This window comes from Methylobacterium sp. J-043 (genome assembly GCF_022829505.1).
In the GTDB taxonomy this organism is placed as follows: domain Bacteria; phylum Pseudomonadota; class Alphaproteobacteria; order Rhizobiales; family Beijerinckiaceae; genus Methylobacterium; species Methylobacterium extorquens_A.
On the sequence record NZ_JAKSYB010000058.1, the window covers coordinates 38,425 to 55,439 of the forward strand.

The window sequence follows — 17,015 nt, forward strand, 5'->3', positions numbered from 1 at the left end:
TTCAGGACGCATGAGAGGCATGCGCCAGTATACCTGAAAGTCTATCCCTCGATATGTCGAAACCTACCCACGGGATGTGGCGCACGACCACCCATAATTCTTGGCGCGCGATGATCCAGCGCTGCGATTACAAGAGCCACGATTCGTTTAAGAACTACGGCAAGCGGTTCATCTCGTACGATCCAGCCTGGAAGCTGTTCGAGAACTTCTTTGAAGACATGGGCGTCCGCCCTGAAGGCATGACCCTGGACCGGATCGACTCAAACGCGGACTATTGTAAGGCGAACTGCCGCTGGTCGAACAATACGACACAGCAACGCAATCGACGCAACAACATGCGCGTCACCTACAACGGTGAGAAGCGCTGTCTTTCTGAGTGGGCCGAGATCACCGGCTTCCCCTACACCACCCTCTACTCTCGACTGCACAAGCTGGGCTGGTCGCCAGACCTCGCCTTCTCCACGCCCTGCCAGGAACAGCGCGAAATTTACCTGACCCTGGGTGACACGACCCTGACGACCTCCGAATGGTCTCGGCTTGTCGGCGTGGCGAACAAGACCATCCGCAACCGGGTCATGGCCCTGGGCTGGGACACTGAGCGCGCACTGCTGACGCCCGTTCCAAAGAAGTAAATTGATCGCCTGCCGCAAGGTCAGGTACGCTTCAAGCCATATTTAAGACTGCACCATTGTTTGAAGGATTTTGCTCCACCATGTTCAAGTTCATTCTCGAACGCATCTATCCGGATGCACCCAAGGCCGTATCTGCGACTGAGATCGTTCAGGGCGCCGTCATCGAAGCACTCACCGCGCATCTCGCGCGCCTGGGGCATCAGGTCTCCGCTGTTTCCGTCCCGGCCAGCGCCATGAACACGGACATCTGCCGTTTCACGACTGCCGCAGGCTCGTTCTGGGTGCAGCCTGGGCTCGACCCGTTCGGCGACAACGTCATCACCAGCGCGCTGCCCAGCGGCACCGTCACGAACAGCACCACCGCCAGCGCCAGCGTCGCGGCCGATACGGTCTCGACGTCCTCCGACGACGATCTGGTGAAGCTGATCGAGGCGAAGATCGTCGCATCGGCATCGATCGAGGGAGGGTCCCACTATCTGGGTGCCTTCCGTCCGCCGTACCTGCGGATCGATGGCGATCTGGACGTCACGAAGCTTGCGACCGCCGTCCTGGGCAAGCTCCGCAGCGCCGAGATGATCCGGTGATGTCCGACTGCGCCCACAAGCACCATGCAGTTATCCAGGCCCTGGCTTCGCGCCTTGCTGACCTGGGCCATCCTGTCTCGGCCGTTCGACTGCCCGCCAGTCTCGCAAGCGACGGCGAGGGCGAATTCTACGTCCCGCTCCACGCCTCGAACACCTTCGAACACATGCTTCACGTTTGCGAACCTGACGATCCGTACGCCATCGAGGCGCTGAACCAGCGTCAGGCGGATGCCCTGGCGAGCGCGAATGCGGCGAAGCAGTCTGACGACGATCTCGTTGAGTTGATCGATGAGGCCGTGATCGAGTTCTTCGAGGACGGCGGCATGGGAAACTTCTTCGAGCCTGATGGAACCTTCGGGAATGGCACCTACGTGCCGCTTTCCGAAGCCACGATGCAGATCGATGGTCACTACGATCGGATCGTGCTCGCCCGCGCCGTCCTCTTAAAGCTGCGTGCTGAGGGAGTGATCCGGTGACCACCGTGCCCACCACCAAGACCCACGCCATCGGCGTGGGATCGTCCGAAGACACCATGGCGACCCTGGTCCGGCTCCGCATCGAACGCGAGGCGGACCTTCAAAAGATTTTTTCAGTGCTCGGCTTGAGCCGAGACCAACATACGGCAGACGACGCGGTCGAGATCATCCGCGAAATCCTGCTGGTTCTTACTCAGTACGAAAGTGATTTGTCGAAGTGATCGACGTCTTCATCGCCTTGGCCCTCGTGCCGTTCGCTGTCGTCGGTGCGATCCTGGCCCTCAGCTACTTTGCCCAGGTCGCCCACGCATCGGTTTTATTCTTCGCGGGCGTCATCGAGATCATTACCGACGTCTTGACGTCCATCGGTCGGGTATTCTCGCGGGAGGGCCAGCCGTGAACAACGAACGCGTTATTCTCTACCCGGACCCCGACCAGAAAGTCGAAAATCTTTGGTTTGAGATCGGGCACTTCCTGGGATTCCAGAACGTCGAGGGCTACCGGATCATTCCGTCCGACGCGTCGCTCTTTTATAGTCTGCCGGTCGGCGCGATGCATCCGCCTCCTGAGCATCCCCTTCAGGGTATCGAACTCGATGCAACGGCCGCGATGTTGCTCAAACTGCGATTCCAGACGATTACCCCAGAAGCCTACTGCGAACGTCTGAAGTTGCGCTGGGACCAGTATGTACCCTGGTCAAGCCTGAGTAACGTGGTTCAGGCGAAGCCTGGGACGACGACGATTTCGGGCAGCGGGCCGGGCGCCATTACGACGATCACTGCGCCGTCGTTCGGCGGTCGGCTCTCACCCCTCGATTGGTTCGGCGAGTACGTCGTTACCCCGGCGATCGGGATCATCGCTGCCATCGTGGCATGGCATCGGCGCCATTTATCCTGGCTCAAGTCGGGGCGCCGCCCATGACTTCACTCGTAGAGACTATCGAGGCAGCCATCCTCGAAAACTTTGCCCGCGAGAGCATCGTGATCTTGTCGGACGGTCGCGAGATCATCACGCAGGCCGATCCTGTGGCGGTGCGGGAACTTGCTCGTGAAGTAGAAGCGGCGATCCTGGCGCGGGGAGGGCGTGAGGCATGAAGAACGGCACCCTCGATCTCGCGCCAGACTCTAGGCCGTACATCGGCCGACATGTGTTACACGGTCTCGTTTTCTACATTGGCTGGGAAAGCTGCTTAGCTTGGGATTCTCTCAACCCCGGCGAGTTTGGTCCTACAAGGCTACGAATCGATCCAATAGATACTAATCACGACCCAGACGAAGTGCTCGAATGGTGCCAGCATAACGATGTAGCTGTCACCTTCCTCGGGCAAGATGACTTCCCAGCGTTTCACTCCATTTTCAGGGCACTCGCAGCCTTCGACCTATCTGACCAGAATGTAGCTTTTCATTTCAAGATGCGTTGGTGCTGACAGCCCGCCGAATATTGACACTATATTTTTAAATCAGTCATAATTCAAACGTTCATCGCACAAGGACTTTAGATGACCAATTCGAACATTCTCGGCCACTACGTCAGGGAAGCCCCTCGTAAAGACCAGAAGCGACGCTACGTCGTCACTCGTTACATTCAGTCCGACAGCGGCGTCATCACGCAGGCTCTGTCCGTTACCGGCGAATGGGTCGATCGTCCCGAAGCCTTCGAGTTCGATGACGAAGTGCTGCTGAAGGCGGCGGGTTGAGTGATGGCGAAGCAGTCGCGCCCTATGGGGTTTTACGAAGTTGCCGCGCTTGCGTCGGGGATGTTGGTCCTGGGCGTCTACGACCGCCCGCGCGTGAAACGGCACGCCGTGTATCTCGGTGCCATCCCGGATGGCGTCGAGGTCGGTGGTCAGCCGTTCGACCTTGCTGCCCACGTCGAGGAGCAGCGCGCCGAGATGCTGACCTGGGCACGGGAGCACGGCGGCAAGCTGCGGATGCGCCGAGTGACGTCGCCCCCATTTATTCGAGGTCGAGGCCAGCCGCGATCTGGCATGACGGTCGCCGCAATCGTCTTCGACCGGCCGGAGATGGCGTTCTGGTTCAAGATGCGTTGGGCCTGATGACTTCACTCGTTGAGACTATCGAGGCCGCCATCACGAAGAACTTCACGCGCGAGAGCATCGTTCATCTTGCCGATGGTCGCGAGATCATCACGGCCCCCGATCCGGAGGCGGTGCGAGAACTCGCCCGCGAAGTAGAAGCCGCGATCCTGGCGCAGTCGGCCGCCGCGTCCTGATACGGGGCTTGAGGCCGACCTCTTCGAGGATCGATTTGGCGCATATAGTGTCCCAAGTTGGGCACAACTGCAAAAACCGAACGAGTATCGGTGGATAGGGTGAATAATCAGCGATTTCGCTCTTGAAGTCCGCGTCGGCGCTTCCCTACTTTATTGCACCGAGAGGGAGGTTCGATGCTTTATACGCGCAACACGTACCGTTTCGAGATCGAGGCTGCTCATTTCATCGAGCTACTCGACACAGATGCTCCAGAGACATCAGTCGCCGCCGCTTTCGACAAGCTCTGCATGACACACTTCGGCTACACCAGGGCCGAACTCGTTGAGCCGGTGCCGTGCGCCGTTCTGTCCGGACTGGACGACTGGTCCTACGAAGAGGTCTTGGCGCTCGGTCAGCGCCATGGCTGCGACTTCCGTGATCTCATCGAGGATGTCGAGCTTGACCCCGATTATGGTGTTCTCCCCACCGGATGGGAGTTTTGGGCGGAGATGCTGATCGCGAAGGAAGCCGGGCTTCTGCCTACGACATCCGAACAGCGGATGAAGGTGAAGTTCGACCGCGACGCCAAACAGTTTCAAGAACTGGCGCGGCGCCAGCGGGCACGTCCCGCCGTCGATCCCAACGAAGCTGAACGAGTGTTCGGCCGATCTGATTCCCGCCGCCAAGACGCTCCCCCGCCGCGCAGTGGGTCGCGGGAGGTGAAGGTTGAAGTTATCCGGCGTCGCCCCCGTTAAGAAGTGTAGGGCCCCTGGATCACCGTCCGGGGGCTTTTTCATTTCAGGAACGGCAGGTGCAAGAGCACAAGGGCGATCACCGCCAGGGCAGCCGCCGTGATGATTCCGACCGTGCCGGACGCGGAAGTCTCGAACCCGGTCCAGCCGAGCTTGAACCGAAAACTCGGTTCGTCGTCGCGTCGCTTCCTGGGAAGTTTCATTGGGGCGCACCTCGCCATTAAATTGGGCGAATGAGGTGCGATCCCTTCGGGATTGATAAGGGCTGCCCGGAGGATCGGTGTCAACCAACAACGCGGGTGCATCGCGCCAGTGTCACCGGGGAAACACAGGGTCGAAGTCACGATCTGACAACCATTTACGCGCAAATAGGCGTGGGTCGCGACGTGGAACAAGACCGCCAAGACGAAGGCGTTCGACTCGACGAGAATGGTGATGCGCACCTTGGCGCTCGCGGCGGCCGATCACCACAAGAACGGCAGTCGCACGAGGACGATCGCCAGGACGGCAAGCAGAGCCGCCGCGACAACGGCGACTGACCCTGAGCCGGACGTCTTCAAGCCTTTCCAGCCTAGCTCGAAGCTGAACTTCGGCTCGTCGTCGTCGGGCTTCTTCTTCGGGACTTTCATCGGGGCGCACCTCGCCATTAACAGAGCGATTCGGTGCGCTATCCCTTCGGGATGATGACCCTCTCCGTTCGACCCAAGTCAAGCGGGGCGCCGTCGCCGTCCCGCCTTTGCCCTAGATGTTGTGGTACAAGACCGAGATGGGTGTCGGCCAAGCCGCTGATCCCGAGAGGAAATTCGAGGCATAACTAGTCCCTTCCTAGTTTGCTCGCCCGCCCCATTCACCGGGCGCCATGCCCGTTCCGCTTGCCCGGCCCCACCGCCGTGCTAGATAGAGAACGAAACAGGAACGATTATGGCGCGACACCCACTGAACACGAGGTTTGAGAGGGCCACGCTCTCCGACTATCCGGCTAACGTGGTCACCATCGAGTGCGCTACCTGCCCAGCACGATACGGCCGGTTCAAGCTCGGGAGTCTCGTGCAGCGCCTGGGCGCCAATGCCCTGCTAGACGACGTCTACGACGACCTAATTGACTGCCGGTACAAGCGTGCACCCTGGGAACGGCCGCCCAGGAAGCACGAGCCGCGCTGTTTGGCCCGATTCGTAGAGTGGCGCGGATGAAGTCGCCCAGGGAACGGCTGAAGGGCTTCCTCGACCGGCGGCGGAAGGCGCGGCTTCTGCGGTCGATCAAACTTTCAACTTCTTCAGCCTGCGCATCTCGCCCAGCAAAGTTTCGAGTTCGAGATACTTGACGCTCGAACGGCTCCAGTTGTCGAACTTCACCTTACTTGGATCGACAAGCTTGTCGTGGCTTCGACCTCTGAAGACAAGCTCGGGCCAGTCTATAGAGACATCGAGCCCATCATTGACGTCGGTGCCATTCAGAGGCTGATCGATCCTATAATTCGGATACTTTCCATCGCCCATGAGACCGATCGTCAGAGTTGCGTTCGGATTCTTTTTGTACTCTGGCCTGAAGTTATTCAGCGCCTTGCGCACATATTCGTCCTTCTCAGCCAACAAATGTGAGATGGTGACGACAGTCGAGCCTTCAGGAAGTGGCATAAGTACCTCGTGCTTGGCAGCGGATACGTGCCAACGGAAAGCCTGCCGGAGCGGACCAGCACGGGAGGACCGATTCGGCTCAGCCGCGATCAACTTCCATCCTAAGCCTCACCTTGTCTATCGAGACCGTCTCGGGGATCGTCGGGGGCTGTGACGTCCCCGAGACGGCCGTCTGCCCGGAGACACGCTCCAGGACCTCGTTAGCGAAGCGCTGGGCCTCACGCAGCCGTGCTCGCTCCCGCCGGGCCTCTTCGAAGATGCTTGGCTGGACGGCAATCGGCATGCTCATACGGTCAAGCTAGGGCGTCTCGCCTTACGGCCAAGCTTGTGCTCGCGATCCCGTGATCGTGGTGTTACGCTATCTATGTCTCCCTCCCCAAACGACGCGCTTCCTCGGCTTCGATCTCTGGGCGCAGCCGCGCGATCAGGGCATCGAGGGGCGACGGCCCGGCCTCCGCCACCGGCTGCACCCGCAGACGCGCCACGTTGCCCAGGGGCGGCAGCGGACGGCGATCGGCACCAACCCTAGCCGGAGCGGGGGAGGGGCCTTCCTGGGCGCTCCCATCGTCCCGATCCGAGGGGGTCATGCACGCCTTTGCATGACTAGGCGGGCTTCTTTTTTCTCTCCTGTTTTCAAGAATCTCATCCGAAGAAAGAGGGTGCCGGTTGGCTTCGAGCAGGCGCAGCCAGCCGACTAGCTCGGGATCGAGCGGGGTGATGATGCTCGACTTGCCCCTGCGGTGCTCGACGGCGATCAGGCCCAGGTAGGAGGCGGCGGCGACGGCTTCAGCGACTGATCGAACGCAGACGGCCGCGCTCGCCGCGATGTGCTTGTAAGTGCGTCGGCACTGCCCAGCCGCTCCCTGGGCGATGTCGAGGACGATGATCGAGAGGGCGGCGCTCTCCGCGACGCTGTAGTCCTGAAAGAGATCAGCCGGGATTTTCGCCAGCTTTGCTTGCCGACGCCGCTCGCGCGCCTTCGCGACGCGCCGATCCCGGAAGCGCTCAGCCGGTGACCGTTTCGAGCGGCGGGCTAGTCGGCGCGGACGATCTGGCGTCATCTCGACGGGGGCGGGCTGGGCTACCTCCGGATTCGAGACGACGACCCGTGGAGGCGCGACCGGTGCCGGGCGCATCCGATCCACCATCGGCATAACGATGCGGCCGACCGCGCCGCCGATAGTGTGTCCGTCTCGTTTGCGAAGCTCGACCTTTTCTGTGGCCGCCTTCGTTGTCCGCTGGTGGCGCGCCTGGATCGCGTCGTTCAGGCGCTCTGCCCGCTCATCGGTGATGCGACCTTCCTCGACCCAACGAAGCAGATCGCGGTTGATGTCGGCGGCACGCTCGCGCCAGTCGTCGCCATCGAGGCCCCGAATGAGCGCTTCGATAGCGGCGTCAGTCCATAGCTCTCCGTTCACGGTCCCCGTCCCTGTCTAGGACGGCCGCACCTGCGACAATACGTCTCCGGTCCCGCAAACCGATTAGAGTGAGCAGGTGGCTAGACGCTTAGGATTTCGGGGGGTACGGTCGCGGTGTAGTTCGGTTTCCGTACCCGTTCGGGGCTCCTGGCCTCCGAACCGCTCGAAGCCCCTGGTTCCAGCCGGGGGCTTTTTGCGTTTCAGGGGCTATCGCTGCGGCTTGGCCGAATCCTCCGCCACGCGCGGGGCTCCGCGCGGACTTCCAACGCCCATCGCTGACACAGCGCGGCCCTACAGGTCCAGAGGCGTCGGAACGGGCGCGCAGGCTCAAACCGCCTTGCGGGTCTTGGATTTAGGCGGGATTCAGCCGGGTCGAGCGTCGGCCACAACCAGAGCGCGCACTGAGCGCTATTCTTGACTGGTCGCCAGAGATACTTTTGCCATCGGAGCCGCACGAGCGCCCGCCAAGTGTGGCTAAACGCTGTGGCTATATGTGGCTAAACGGCCGCTAACCCATTGAAAAGGCAGAGTGGCGCGCCCTGCGGGAATCGAACCCGCCTTTTCAGCGTGAAAGGCTGACGTCCTAACCGATAGACGAAGGGCGCTGTCTCGCGGCGACCGGTCTATAGTCGGGTTCGTCGCCGACGGCAACGGCTTTGCCGCATGATTCCGCGACTTGACGCGGAGCGGTCCCATCGGCTTCTCGGACATCCGATCCGCCGCATCCTTTTCTTGCCCTGAAAGACCCGCCCATGACCCCGCCGCGCGACCGCCCGGCCAAGCCGTACGGCTTCCGGCCCCGCCCGCGAACCCAGCCTCCGGGACCGGCCGCGCGGGAGGGGAGGGACCATGTCGTGCTCTATGGCTGGCACCCCGTCTCGCAGGCCTTGGCCAATGCGGGCCGCCACTTCCATCGGCTGCTCGCCACGGAGAATGCGCTGGCGCGCCTGAAAGAGGCCGGCGTCGAACTGCCGATCGAGCCGGAGATGGTCCGCCCGAGCGCGATCGATCGGCTGCTCGGTCCGGACGCGGTGCATCAGGGTCTCTACGCGGAGGCCGAGCCGCTGGCTGCCCCGGCCCTCGAGGCGATGCCGGACGACGCGCTGCTGCTCGCCCTCGATCAGATCACCGATCCGCACAATGTCGGCGCCATCGTCCGGACGGCGGCCGCGTTCGGGGTCACCGCCATCGTCACGACCGCGCGCCATTCGCCGAATGCCACGGGCGTGCTGGCGAAATCCGCGTCCGGCGGCCTGGAGCACGTCCCGCTGGTGATCGTGCGCAACCTGGCCGAGGCGCTGATCACGCTCGGTGAACGCGGTTTCACTCGGATCGGTCTCGATTCGGATGCCGGCACGACCCTCGAAGCGGTCGGCCCCCGCCGTCCGGCGGTGCTCGTGCTCGGGGCCGAGGGCAAGGGACTGCGCCAGCGCACCACCGAATGCTGCGACGTCCTAGTGCGCATCGAAGCGGCCGGCGCCATCCGCAGCCTCAACGTCTCGAACGCAGCGGCGATCACGCTCTACGCGCTGACGCGTTCGGCCGGGACGCCAGCCTGAAACGCGATCCCGGCGCCGGACGGCGCTGGGCATCGACCGCAGAACGACACGCTCCGGCCCGGTCGCGACAAGATCCCGGGCGAATCGTATCCGCCCGAACTCAGCTCTCGCGGTGGCGTTCGCGTCCGAGACCCCGGCATTCCAAGACGTTTCAAGACGTTGCGTCGCGCACGCGGATCCGGTATCGCTCGCACCGATTTCCTCATCGATACCGTCAGGATCCGGGCTTTCTCGCCCGGCGGACGCATCGCCGGGGGGATCGAGCCCTCGACCATCGCTTTCAGCATGCGTCGGCCCTCCGAGAGGAGGCGAGCCCGGCCGGATCGTCCATCCGGCGGGCGGCGGTGACGGGGGTCCTTTGCAACACGAGCCGCCGACGCAGGCCTCACGAAATGGGGCCATTCAGGAGAAAGAATGTCAGCTGGTCTGAACGCAAGCTCTTCGGCCCGCGAGGATTTCGCGGCCCTGCTCGAGGAATCCTTCCTCCAGCATGAGATCACCGAAGGTTCGGTCGTCAAGGGCACCGTCGTCGGCATCGAGAAAGATGTCGCCGTCATTGATATCGGTGCCAAGACCGAGGGGCGCGTCCCCCTCAAGGAATTTACCGGCCCGGGCCGCGAGGGCGAGCTCAAGGTTGGCGACGAGGTCGAGGTTTACGTCGACCGCATCGAGAACGCGCTGGGCGAGGCCGTCATCTCGCGCGACAAGGCGCGCCGCGAGGAGTCGTGGGTCAAGCTCGAAAAGGCCTTCGAGGCCAACGAGCGCGTCACCGGCACGATCTTCAACCAGGTCAAGGGCGGCTACACCGTCGATCTCGACGGCGCCGTGGCGTTCCTGCCGCGCTCGCAGGTCGATATCCGCCCGGTCCGCGACGTGACCCCGCTGCTCGGCACGCCCCAGCCGTTCCAGATCCTCAAGATGGATCGCCGCCGCGGCAACATCGTCGTGTCGCGCCGCACCGTGCTCGAAGAGAGCCGCGCCGAGCAGCGCTCGGAGCTGGTGGCCAACCTTGAGGAAGGTCAGGTCATCGACGGCGTCGTCAAGAACATCACCGAGTACGGCGCCTTCGTCGATCTCGGCGGGATCGACGGCCTGCTGCACGTCACCGACATGGCGTGGCGCCGCGTGAACCACCCGTCCGAGGTCGTGACCATCGGCCAGACGGTCAAGGTCAAGATCATCAAGATCAACCACGAGACGCACCGCATCTCGCTCGGCATCAAGCAGCTCCTGGCCGATCCGTGGGAGGGCATCGCCGCCCGTTACCCCGAGGAAGCCAAGCTCAAGGGTCGCGTGACCAACATCACCGATTACGGCGCCTTCGTGGAGCTGGAGCCGGGGATCGAGGGCCTGATCCACGTCTCCGAGATGAGCTGGACCAAGAAGAACGTCCATCCGGGCAAGATCGTCTCCACCTCCCAGGAGGTCGAGGTGCAGATCCTGGAGGTCGATTCGGTCAAGCGCCGCATCTCGCTCGGTCTCAAGCAGACCCTGCAGAACCCGTGGGATGCCTTCGCCGAGAAGCACCCGGTCGGTTCCGAGGTCGAGGGCGAGGTCAAGAACAAGACCGAGTTCGGCCTGTTCATCGGCCTCGAAGGCGATGTCGACGGCATGGTCCACCTGTCGGATCTCGACTGGAACCGTCCCGGCGAGCAGGTCATCGAGGAGTTCAAGAAGGGCGACATGGTGCGTGCCCAGGTTCTCGACGTCGATGTCGAGAAGGAGCGCATCTCGCTCGGCGTGAAGCAGCTCGGCGGCGATCCCTTCGCCGAAGCCGGCGAGGTCAAGAAGGGCCAGATTGTCACCTGCGAGGTCGTCGAGGTGAAGGATTCCGGTCTGGAGGTGAAGCTCGTCGACACCGACATGCAGACCTTCATCCGCCGCGCCGAACTCGCCCGTGACCGTGGCGACCAGCGTCCCGAGCGTTTCGCCGCCGGCGAGAAGTTCGACGCCCGCGTCATCCAGTTCGATCGCAAGGCCCGCCGCGTGCAGGTCTCGATCAAGGCTCTGGAAGTCGCTGAAGAGAAGGAAGCGATGGCCCAGTTCGGCTCCGCCGATTCGGGCGCGTCGCTCGGCGACATCCTCGGTGCCGCCTTCAACAAGAAGAAGGGTGGCGACGAGGAGTAAGCCTCGCTGCCTTCCGATAATGCCTCGGGGCCGGCTCTGCCGGCCCCGAACTTTTTTGGGCTCTGTTTTCGAATCGTCCCGAAGCGAGTGCGATGACAAACCGCCTCTCGAACTTAGGCGCCAGCCTGCGACGGTTGAGGGGCAGGCGCCCCGGACGCCGTTCCGACGCGCTCCCATCCCATTTCGACTCCGAGCTTTATCTCGACCTCAACGCCGATGTGGCGATGGCGGTCGAAACCGGCCTAGTCGCCTCGGCGCAAGAGCATTACCGCGTCTTCGGTCGCCGTGAGGGCCGTCCATTCGAGGTCCCGTCCGCGACGGACGAGCTCGGCGGCGGAATCGCCGGGCCGTGGACCTACCGATACCCCTACCGCACTTGGCCCGAGATGCCGGCCATCGCCTTCGCAGTGCCTCGGCCCGGCCCTGAGGACGATGCCATCGCGCGACGCCTCATCGCCGCCTGGCAATCCGGTGCCGGACGCGCCCCGGTCCAGGCCGACAGCGAGGGCATGTGGGCGGCCCGGAGCCGGGGCTTTCCCGATTTTCATCATGCCCTGCAGAACGGCGATGCCGCGGCGCTCGCCGGCCTGCTGAAAAACCTGTTCCAGTCCCATCTCGCGCACGGCATCGCCATGGGGCGCACGATGGCGACGCTGGCGCGCCACGCGCCGACGCCGTTCGCCGCAAGCTGGTGCGACCGGCTGCTGAGACTCTCGGAGGCGGTCGGCCTCGCCCCGATCCGCTCACCCGAGCAGGGCGATTTCGCGGCCGCGCTGACTGGCCCCCTTGCCCACACTGTCGAGTCGGCTCGCCTCGAGGCCGAACTCGGCTTCCCCCTGGCGTTTCCCGAGGTCGGTGCTCCGTTCGGCGTGCGTTACGGCGCCGGCATCCTGCCCGAGCACGCCTTGACCCACGCCTACGCCGCTTGGCGGATCGGACAACTCGGCCGCTTCGACCGGGTGGTCGAGATCGGCGGCGGCTTCGGCGGGCTGGCTTGGTTCCTGCGCCACCCCGACCGGCACTACACGATCCTCGATCTGCCCTTCACCAACGTGCTCCAGGGATGGTTCCTGCTGAAAGCGGGCCTCGACGTGTCCCTCGCCGGCGAGCCGGACGCCGCGATCCGGGTCCGGCCGTGGTGGGAGATCGAGCGGAACGAGCGCTACGATCTGGCGATCAACCAGGATTCGCTGCCGGAAATGCCGCCGGAGACGGCCGCCATGTATATCGCGCGTATCCGCGCCATCGCGCCGCTGTTCTACTCGATCAATCAGGAGGCGGCGGCACCGAACACCGAGGCTTTCCGGCAGGCCATCGTCGCCGATCTGGTTGCACGGGACGGTGGCTACCGCAGGCTGGGCCGGCATCTGTTCTGGATGCGTGACGGCTACGTCGAGGAGATCTACGCTCGACGCTGAAAGGGTTGCCTTGCGAGAACAGGGTGTCCGACGACGACTGCTGCCGGTTGTACCAGACCAGTCGGAACGGGCTCTTGCCCGCGTGCCTTGCGCGGCGCTAAACACGAGCGCAGCAACCGAACCCAAATCCATCAAGGGTTTGGCCGGCATCCGGATCGGACAGGGCCGTGCTCCGGCAGGGCGCGCGTGAACGGTCCCAAAGAAACGACGGCTGCACCGCGCCGCCTGGAGAGGAGTATATCGTCGGATGGCTGCAGACGCCGAGTTTCTCATCGACCGCCGTCGTCTGCGCCGCAAGCTCACGCTGTGGCGGCTGCTCGGCATCGGTGCCGCCATCGTCGCCGTCGGTGCGTTGGGCTACCGCGCGCGGGTCGGCGAGGGCCGGCTGTTCCCGGCCACCGAGAACCAGATCGCCCGGATCTCGATCGGCGGCTTCATCGCCGGCAGTGAATCGACCCGCAAGCTCATCGAGCGGGTCGGCGAGTCGAACGCAGTCAAGGGCGTGGTGATCTCGATCTCGTCGCCGGGCGGCACGACGACCGGCTCGGAAGAGCTCTACCGCAACCTGCGCGCGCTGGCGGCGAAGAAGCCGATGGTCGCTTTCGTCGATGGGACGGCAGCCTCGGGCGCCTACATCACCGCGATCGCCGCCGACCACATCGTCGCCCGCGAGACTGCGCTCGTCGGCTCGATCGGCGTGCTGTTCCAGTATCCGGACGTCTCCGGCCTGCTCGACAAGGTCGGGGTGAAGGTCGAGTCGGTCAAATCCTCGCCGCTGAAGGCGGAGCCCTCAGGCTTCAGCCCGACCTCGCCAGAGGCGCGCGCCGCCCTGTCCGCGATCGTCCTCGACACCTACGGATGGTTCAAGGGCCTCGTGGCGGAGCGCCGCGGTATGGACGAAAGTCAGATTGCCGCCGTCGCCGACGGCCGCGTGTTCAGCGGCCGCCAGAGCCTGCCCCTCAAGCTCGTCGACGAACTCGGCGGCGAACGGCAGGCCGTGGCGTGGCTCGAGAAGGAGAAAAAGGTCCCCGAGAAGCTTCCGGTGAAGGACTGGAAGCCGAAGGCCGATGGCGGGTTCAAGCTCTGGTCGGCTCTGGGGCTCGGCGCCGACCTTCTTGGTCTCGAAGGGCTCGCCGGACGTCTCCGTACGGTCGAGGACGAAGCCGCCGGGCTCTCCGGCGGACTCCTGGCCGTCTGGCGGCCGGCCCCCTGAGGTCTCGCCCCGCGCCCGCCCCGCATCCGGAAGAGAGCCGCATGATCAAGTCGGAACTCGTGCTCAAGATCGCCGAGCAGAACCCCCATCTCTACCAGCGCGACGTCGAGACCCTGGTGAACGCGATCCTCGACACGATCGCCGACGCCCTGGCCCAGGGCGACCGGGTGGAGCTGCGCGGCTTTGGCGCCTTCTCGGTCAAGCGCCGCGAGGCGCGCCGCGGGCGCAATCCGCGCACCGGCGAATCCGTGGCCGTGTCGGAGAAGGCGATCCCGGTCTTCAAGACCGGCAAGGAGATGCGCCTGCGCCTCAACCGCGCCGGCATCGGTGAGGAGCAGCCCGGCGCCTGATCGCAGCCGGGCGGTGATAGCGGCCGCGAGCACGGTCTCCACATCTCGTTTGGATGCGCTCGTTTCACCGTGTCCTTGCACCGAACCGGCATCCCCTTCGGCGGGAAGCGCTCTAGTTCTGCGGTCTGAGCCTCGAAAAGCCCTTAGCGGCACCGGTGGGTCCTTGAGGACCCACGCCGTCCGTCGGAGACCTTTTGCATGATTCGTTTTCTGAAGGCGCTGGTGCTGCTGCCGATCGCGGTGGTGGTGGTCCTGCTCGCCGTCGCCAACCGCGACGCCGTGACCCTCTCCTTCGATCCGTTCTCGCCCGAACCCGTGTTCAGTCTCGTCCTGCCGCTCTACGCCGTGGTGTTCGGCTCGGTGGCGCTCGGCATCCTCGTCGGCGGCATCGGAAGCTGGCTCGGGCAGAGCCGAACCCGCCAGCGGGCGCGCTATCATCGCCGCGAGGCCGACCGTCTCGCCAAGGAGACCGCGGAGCTGAAGACCTTCGGCACGCCGGGTGTCGAGCCGGGCTACGCGAGCGCCGGCACCTACACCGCGCTGCCGGCCCCGGCGGCGGCGCGCTGAGGGTTTCGAGCGGCGTCCCGCCCATGGCAGACATCTGTGTCAAGATCTGCGGCCTCAGCACCGAGACGACGCTCGATGCGGCCGTCGAGGCGGGCGCCGACCTCGTCGGCTTCGTCCACTTCCCCAAGAGTCCGCGCCACGTCACCCTGGAACGGGGCCGAGGCCTCGCGCAGCGGGTGCGGGGGAGGGTGCAGCGGGTCGTGCTGCTGGTCGATCCGGACGACGCCCTGCTCTCTGCCGCCATCGAGGCGCTCGATCCCGACCTGATCCAGCTCCACGGCCATGAGACGCCGCAGCGCGTGGCGGAGATCCGTGCCCGGACCGGCCGGCCGGTCATGAAGGCGGTCGGCATTGCCCTCGCCGCCGATCTGAGCGCGCTCCCGGCCTATGCCGTTGTCGCCGACCGGCTTCTGCTAGATGCCAAGCCGCCCCCCGGTGCCGATCTGCCGGGCGGCAACGGACACCGCTTCGATTGGGACATCCTGAACGGGGCCGAGTTGCCAGCCGGTACGATGCTGTCGGGCGGCCTGGATGCCGGCAATGTCGGCGCGGCGCTGGCACGGACGGGGCTGGTCGCCGTCGATGTCTCGTCGGGCGTCGAGATCCGGCCGGGTGAGAAGGATCCTGAAAGGATCGCGGCCTTCGTCGCCGCCGCCCGCCGCGGAGTCTGACGACGACCGGACGGCGTCCGGCGATGGCTTCGGCGCGTTTGTCCGGCTGTGCCGCATTGCGGCGACCCGCGCATGGGTCTAGCACGCGAGCCAACGATCAGATCTTCGCGAAGGACCGTCCCCGTGACGCTGAACCCCGCTCCCAATTCCTTCCGCACCGGGCCGGACGAGCGCGGTCGCTTCGGCATCTTCGGCGGCCGCTTCGTGGCCGAGACGCTGATGCCGCTGATCCTCGACCTTGAGAAGGCTTACGCCGACGCCAAGGCCGACCCGTCGTTCAAGGCGGATATGGAATCCTACGGCACTCACTATATCGGCCGGCCGAGCCCGCTCTATTACGCCGAGCGCCTCACCGAGCACCTGCGAGCCAAGGCCCCGGCGGGGCAGGGGGCGAAGGTCTTCTTCAAGCGCGAAGAGCTGAACCACACTGGCTCGCACAAGGTGAACAACGTTCTCGGCCAGATCCTGCTCGCCCGCCGCATGGGCAAGCCGCGGATCATCGCCGAGACCGGCGCAGGCCAGCACGGCGTCGCGACGGCGACGCTCTGCGCCCGCTTCGGCCTAAAATGCGTCGTCTACATGGGCGCCGTCGATGTCGAGCGGCAGGCCCCGAACGTGTTCCGCATGAAGATGCTCGGCGCCGAGGTGATCCCGGTGCAGTCCGGCACCCGCACCCTCAAGGACGCGATGAACGAGGCCCTGCGCGACTGGGTCACCAACGTCTCCGACACCTTCTACTGCATCGGTACCGTGGCCGGCCCCCATCCCTATCCGGCGATGGTGCGCGATTTCCAATCGGTGATCGGCATAGAGACGAAACAGCAGATGCTGGAGATGGAAGGCCGCTTGCCGGACTCGCTCATCGCCTGCATCGGCGGCGGCTCGAACGCCATGGGCCTGTTCCACCCCTTCCTCGATGACCGCGAGGTCGAAATCTACGGCGTCGAGGCGGCCGGGCACGGCGTGCAGAGCGGCCTCCATGCCGCGTCGCTCACGGGCGGGCGCCCAGGGGTGCTGCACGGCAACCGGACCTACCTGCTGATGAACGAGGACGGCCAGATCGCCGACGCACACTCGATCTCGGCGGGTCTCGATTATCCCGGTATCGGCCCCGAGCACGCATGGCTGCACGAAATGGGCCGGGTCACCTACCTGTCGGCGACCGATGCGGAGACGCTGGAGGCGTTCAAGCTCTGTTCGATGCTGGAGGGCATCATCCCGGCACTGGAGCCCGCGCACGCGCTGTCGAAGGTGATGGAACTCGCGCCGACCAAGCCGGCGGAGCACCTCATGGTGCTGAATCTCTCCGGCCGCGGCGACAAGGATATCCCGCAGGTGGCGCAGATCTTCGGTCAAACGCTCTGAGGGGGAGAACCTGCGCGGGGACCGCAACAGACCGTT

At 64.4% G+C, this 17,015-nt stretch carries 23 protein-coding genes and 1 tRNA gene; 19 read left to right on the forward strand and 5 right to left on the reverse strand.

Translation table 11 applies throughout. The features are described 5' to 3' along the window. Positions 1–74: 74 nt before the first annotated feature. From MKK50_RS15275 to MKK50_RS15325, 11 genes are all read left to right on the forward strand, one after another. Positions 75–632 (forward strand): hypothetical protein, encoded by a 558-nt coding sequence (locus MKK50_RS15275; RefSeq protein WP_499023583.1) that lies wholly within the window; start codon positions 75–77, stop codon positions 630–632. Positions 633–712: 80 nt separating this feature from the next. Further along, positions 713–1,216 carry a hypothetical protein gene (locus MKK50_RS15280; RefSeq protein WP_499023586.1) on the forward strand — a complete coding sequence of 168 codons (504 nt, stop codon included), beginning with the start codon at positions 713–715 and terminating at the stop codon, positions 1,214–1,216. After that, positions 1,216–1,692, forward strand: coding sequence for a hypothetical protein (locus tag MKK50_RS15285; RefSeq protein ID WP_499023587.1), 477 nt, complete (start codon positions 1,216–1,218; stop codon positions 1,690–1,692). Before MKK50_RS15280 ends, MKK50_RS15285 begins: the two co-directional genes overlap by 1 nt. Beyond that, positions 1,689–1,913: a hypothetical protein gene (locus MKK50_RS15290; RefSeq protein WP_499023589.1), complete on the forward strand. Its 225-nt coding sequence runs from the start codon at positions 1,689–1,691 to the stop codon at positions 1,911–1,913. Before MKK50_RS15285 ends, MKK50_RS15290 begins: the two co-directional genes overlap by 4 nt. Next, on the forward strand, positions 1,910–2,092 hold the full coding sequence (locus MKK50_RS15295; protein WP_499023591.1) for a hypothetical protein: 183 nt from the start codon (positions 1,910–1,912) through the stop codon (positions 2,090–2,092). The genes MKK50_RS15290 and MKK50_RS15295 overlap by 4 nt, the downstream gene beginning before the upstream one ends. Next, positions 2,089–2,613 carry a hypothetical protein gene (locus MKK50_RS15300; RefSeq protein ID WP_499023593.1) on the forward strand — a complete coding sequence of 175 codons (525 nt, stop codon included), beginning with the start codon at positions 2,089–2,091 and terminating at the stop codon, positions 2,611–2,613. Before MKK50_RS15295 ends, MKK50_RS15300 begins: the two co-directional genes overlap by 4 nt. Then, on the forward strand, positions 2,610–2,786 hold the full coding sequence (locus tag MKK50_RS15305) for a hypothetical protein (protein WP_499023595.1): 177 nt from the start codon (positions 2,610–2,612) through the stop codon (positions 2,784–2,786). Before MKK50_RS15300 ends, MKK50_RS15305 begins: the two co-directional genes overlap by 4 nt. 404 nt (positions 2,787–3,190) lie before the next feature. Then, a complete protein-coding gene (locus tag MKK50_RS15310; RefSeq protein WP_499023596.1) occupies positions 3,191–3,388 on the forward strand; it encodes a hypothetical protein in 198 nt (65 codons plus the stop codon). A 3-nt stretch (positions 3,389–3,391) separates the two neighbouring features. Beyond that, a complete protein-coding gene (locus MKK50_RS15315; RefSeq protein ID WP_499023598.1) occupies positions 3,392–3,748 on the forward strand; it encodes a hypothetical protein in 357 nt (118 codons plus the stop codon). Continuing rightward, a complete protein-coding gene (locus tag MKK50_RS15320; protein ID WP_499023599.1) occupies positions 3,748–3,924 on the forward strand; it encodes a hypothetical protein in 177 nt (58 codons plus the stop codon). The genes MKK50_RS15315 and MKK50_RS15320 overlap by 1 nt, the downstream gene beginning before the upstream one ends. A gap of 174 nt (positions 3,925–4,098) precedes the next feature. Further along, on the forward strand, positions 4,099–4,659 hold the full coding sequence (locus tag MKK50_RS15325; RefSeq protein ID WP_499023600.1) for a hypothetical protein: 561 nt from the start codon (positions 4,099–4,101) through the stop codon (positions 4,657–4,659). A gap of 38 nt (positions 4,660–4,697) precedes the next feature. Here the strand turns inward: MKK50_RS15325 and MKK50_RS15330 are convergent, their stop codons facing one another. From MKK50_RS15330 to MKK50_RS15350, 5 genes are all read right to left on the reverse strand, one after another. After that, positions 4,698–5,099, reverse strand: a complete 402-nt coding sequence (locus MKK50_RS15330; protein WP_499023603.1) for a hypothetical protein — start codon at positions 5,097–5,099, stop codon at positions 4,698–4,700. Between the two features lie 21 nt (positions 5,100–5,120). Continuing rightward, complete coding sequence (locus MKK50_RS15335; protein WP_499023605.1) at positions 5,121–5,285, reverse strand: hypothetical protein; 165 nt, start codon at positions 5,283–5,285, stop codon at positions 5,121–5,123. 628 nt (positions 5,286–5,913) lie between these two features. After that, positions 5,914–6,384, reverse strand: a complete 471-nt coding sequence (locus MKK50_RS15340; protein ID WP_499023606.1) for a hypothetical protein — start codon at positions 6,382–6,384, stop codon at positions 5,914–5,916. A gap of 269 nt (positions 6,385–6,653) precedes the next feature. Further along, positions 6,654–7,709, reverse strand: coding sequence for a hypothetical protein (locus MKK50_RS15345; protein ID WP_499023608.1), 1,056 nt, complete (start codon positions 7,707–7,709; stop codon positions 6,654–6,656). Positions 7,710–8,239: 530 nt separating this feature from the next. Further along, positions 8,240–8,314 (reverse strand) — tRNA-Glu (locus MKK50_RS15350). Positions 8,315–8,461: 147 nt separating this feature from the next. On the opposite strand from MKK50_RS15350, the gene rlmB reads away from it, so the two are divergent. The 8 genes from rlmB (at position 8,462) to trpB (ending at position 16,979) form a co-directional block, all read left to right on the forward strand. Beyond that, positions 8,462–9,268, forward strand: a complete 807-nt coding sequence (gene rlmB, locus MKK50_RS15355) for a 23S rRNA (guanosine(2251)-2'-O)-methyltransferase RlmB (protein WP_499023609.1) — start codon at positions 8,462–8,464, stop codon at positions 9,266–9,268. 414 nt (positions 9,269–9,682) lie between these two features. After that, positions 9,683–11,395: a 30S ribosomal protein S1 gene (rpsA, locus tag MKK50_RS15360; RefSeq protein ID WP_135299677.1), complete on the forward strand. Its 1,713-nt coding sequence runs from the start codon at positions 9,683–9,685 to the stop codon at positions 11,393–11,395. 224 nt (positions 11,396–11,619) lie between these two features. Beyond that, positions 11,620–12,813, forward strand: coding sequence for a putative sugar O-methyltransferase (locus MKK50_RS15365; RefSeq protein ID WP_499023612.1), 1,194 nt, complete (start codon positions 11,620–11,622; stop codon positions 12,811–12,813). A gap of 247 nt (positions 12,814–13,060) precedes the next feature. Continuing rightward, entirely contained in the window at positions 13,061–14,026 is a 966-nt protein-coding gene (gene sppA, locus MKK50_RS15370; protein WP_499023613.1) for a signal peptide peptidase SppA, read from the forward strand. Positions 14,027–14,067: 41 nt separating this feature from the next. After that, positions 14,068–14,376, forward strand: coding sequence for an integration host factor subunit beta (gene ihfB / locus MKK50_RS15375; RefSeq protein ID WP_253368098.1), 309 nt, complete (start codon positions 14,068–14,070; stop codon positions 14,374–14,376). 198 nt (positions 14,377–14,574) lie between these two features. Next, positions 14,575–14,943 carry a LapA family protein gene (locus MKK50_RS15380; RefSeq protein ID WP_253368100.1) on the forward strand — a complete coding sequence of 123 codons (369 nt, stop codon included), beginning with the start codon at positions 14,575–14,577 and terminating at the stop codon, positions 14,941–14,943. A gap of 23 nt (positions 14,944–14,966) precedes the next feature. Then, positions 14,967–15,614 carry a phosphoribosylanthranilate isomerase gene (locus MKK50_RS15385; protein ID WP_499023615.1) on the forward strand — a complete coding sequence of 216 codons (648 nt, stop codon included), beginning with the start codon at positions 14,967–14,969 and terminating at the stop codon, positions 15,612–15,614. A gap of 123 nt (positions 15,615–15,737) precedes the next feature. Continuing rightward, positions 15,738–16,979, forward strand: a complete 1,242-nt coding sequence (trpB, locus tag MKK50_RS15390) for a tryptophan synthase subunit beta (protein WP_253368104.1) — start codon at positions 15,738–15,740, stop codon at positions 16,977–16,979. Positions 16,980–17,015 lie beyond the last annotated feature (36 nt).

Coding starts and splice junctions, on each gene's coding strand:
- MKK50_RS15325 (WP_499023600.1), top strand. CDS start 4,099: ATGCTTTATACGCGCAACACGTACCGTTTCGAGATCGAGGCTGCTCAT.
- MKK50_RS15285 (WP_499023587.1), top strand. CDS start 1,216: ATGTCCGACTGCGCCCACAAGCACCATGCAGTTATCCAGGCCCTGGCT.
- MKK50_RS15310 (WP_499023596.1), top strand. CDS start 3,191: ATGACCAATTCGAACATTCTCGGCCACTACGTCAGGGAAGCCCCTCGT.
- ihfB (WP_253368098.1), top strand. CDS start 14,068: ATGATCAAGTCGGAACTCGTGCTCAAGATCGCCGAGCAGAACCCCCAT.
- sppA (WP_499023613.1), top strand. CDS start 13,061: ATGGCTGCAGACGCCGAGTTTCTCATCGACCGCCGTCGTCTGCGCCGC.
- MKK50_RS15335 (WP_499023605.1), bottom strand. CDS start 5,285: ATGAAAGTCCCGAAGAAGAAGCCCGACGACGACGAGCCGAAGTTCAGC.
- MKK50_RS15385 (WP_499023615.1), top strand. CDS start 14,967: ATGGCAGACATCTGTGTCAAGATCTGCGGCCTCAGCACCGAGACGACG.
- MKK50_RS15365 (WP_499023612.1), top strand. CDS start 11,620: ATGGCGGTCGAAACCGGCCTAGTCGCCTCGGCGCAAGAGCATTACCGC.
- rpsA (WP_135299677.1), top strand. CDS start 9,683: ATGTCAGCTGGTCTGAACGCAAGCTCTTCGGCCCGCGAGGATTTCGCG.
- MKK50_RS15275 (WP_499023583.1), top strand. CDS start 75: ATGTGGCGCACGACCACCCATAATTCTTGGCGCGCGATGATCCAGCGC.
- MKK50_RS15320 (WP_499023599.1), top strand. CDS start 3,748: ATGACTTCACTCGTTGAGACTATCGAGGCCGCCATCACGAAGAACTTC.
- MKK50_RS15280 (WP_499023586.1), top strand. CDS start 713: ATGTTCAAGTTCATTCTCGAACGCATCTATCCGGATGCACCCAAGGCC.
- MKK50_RS15315 (WP_499023598.1), top strand. CDS start 3,392: ATGGCGAAGCAGTCGCGCCCTATGGGGTTTTACGAAGTTGCCGCGCTT.
- MKK50_RS15380 (WP_253368100.1), top strand. CDS start 14,575: ATGATTCGTTTTCTGAAGGCGCTGGTGCTGCTGCCGATCGCGGTGGTG.
- rlmB (WP_499023609.1), top strand. CDS start 8,462: ATGACCCCGCCGCGCGACCGCCCGGCCAAGCCGTACGGCTTCCGGCCC.
- MKK50_RS15305 (WP_499023595.1), top strand. CDS start 2,610: ATGACTTCACTCGTAGAGACTATCGAGGCAGCCATCCTCGAAAACTTT.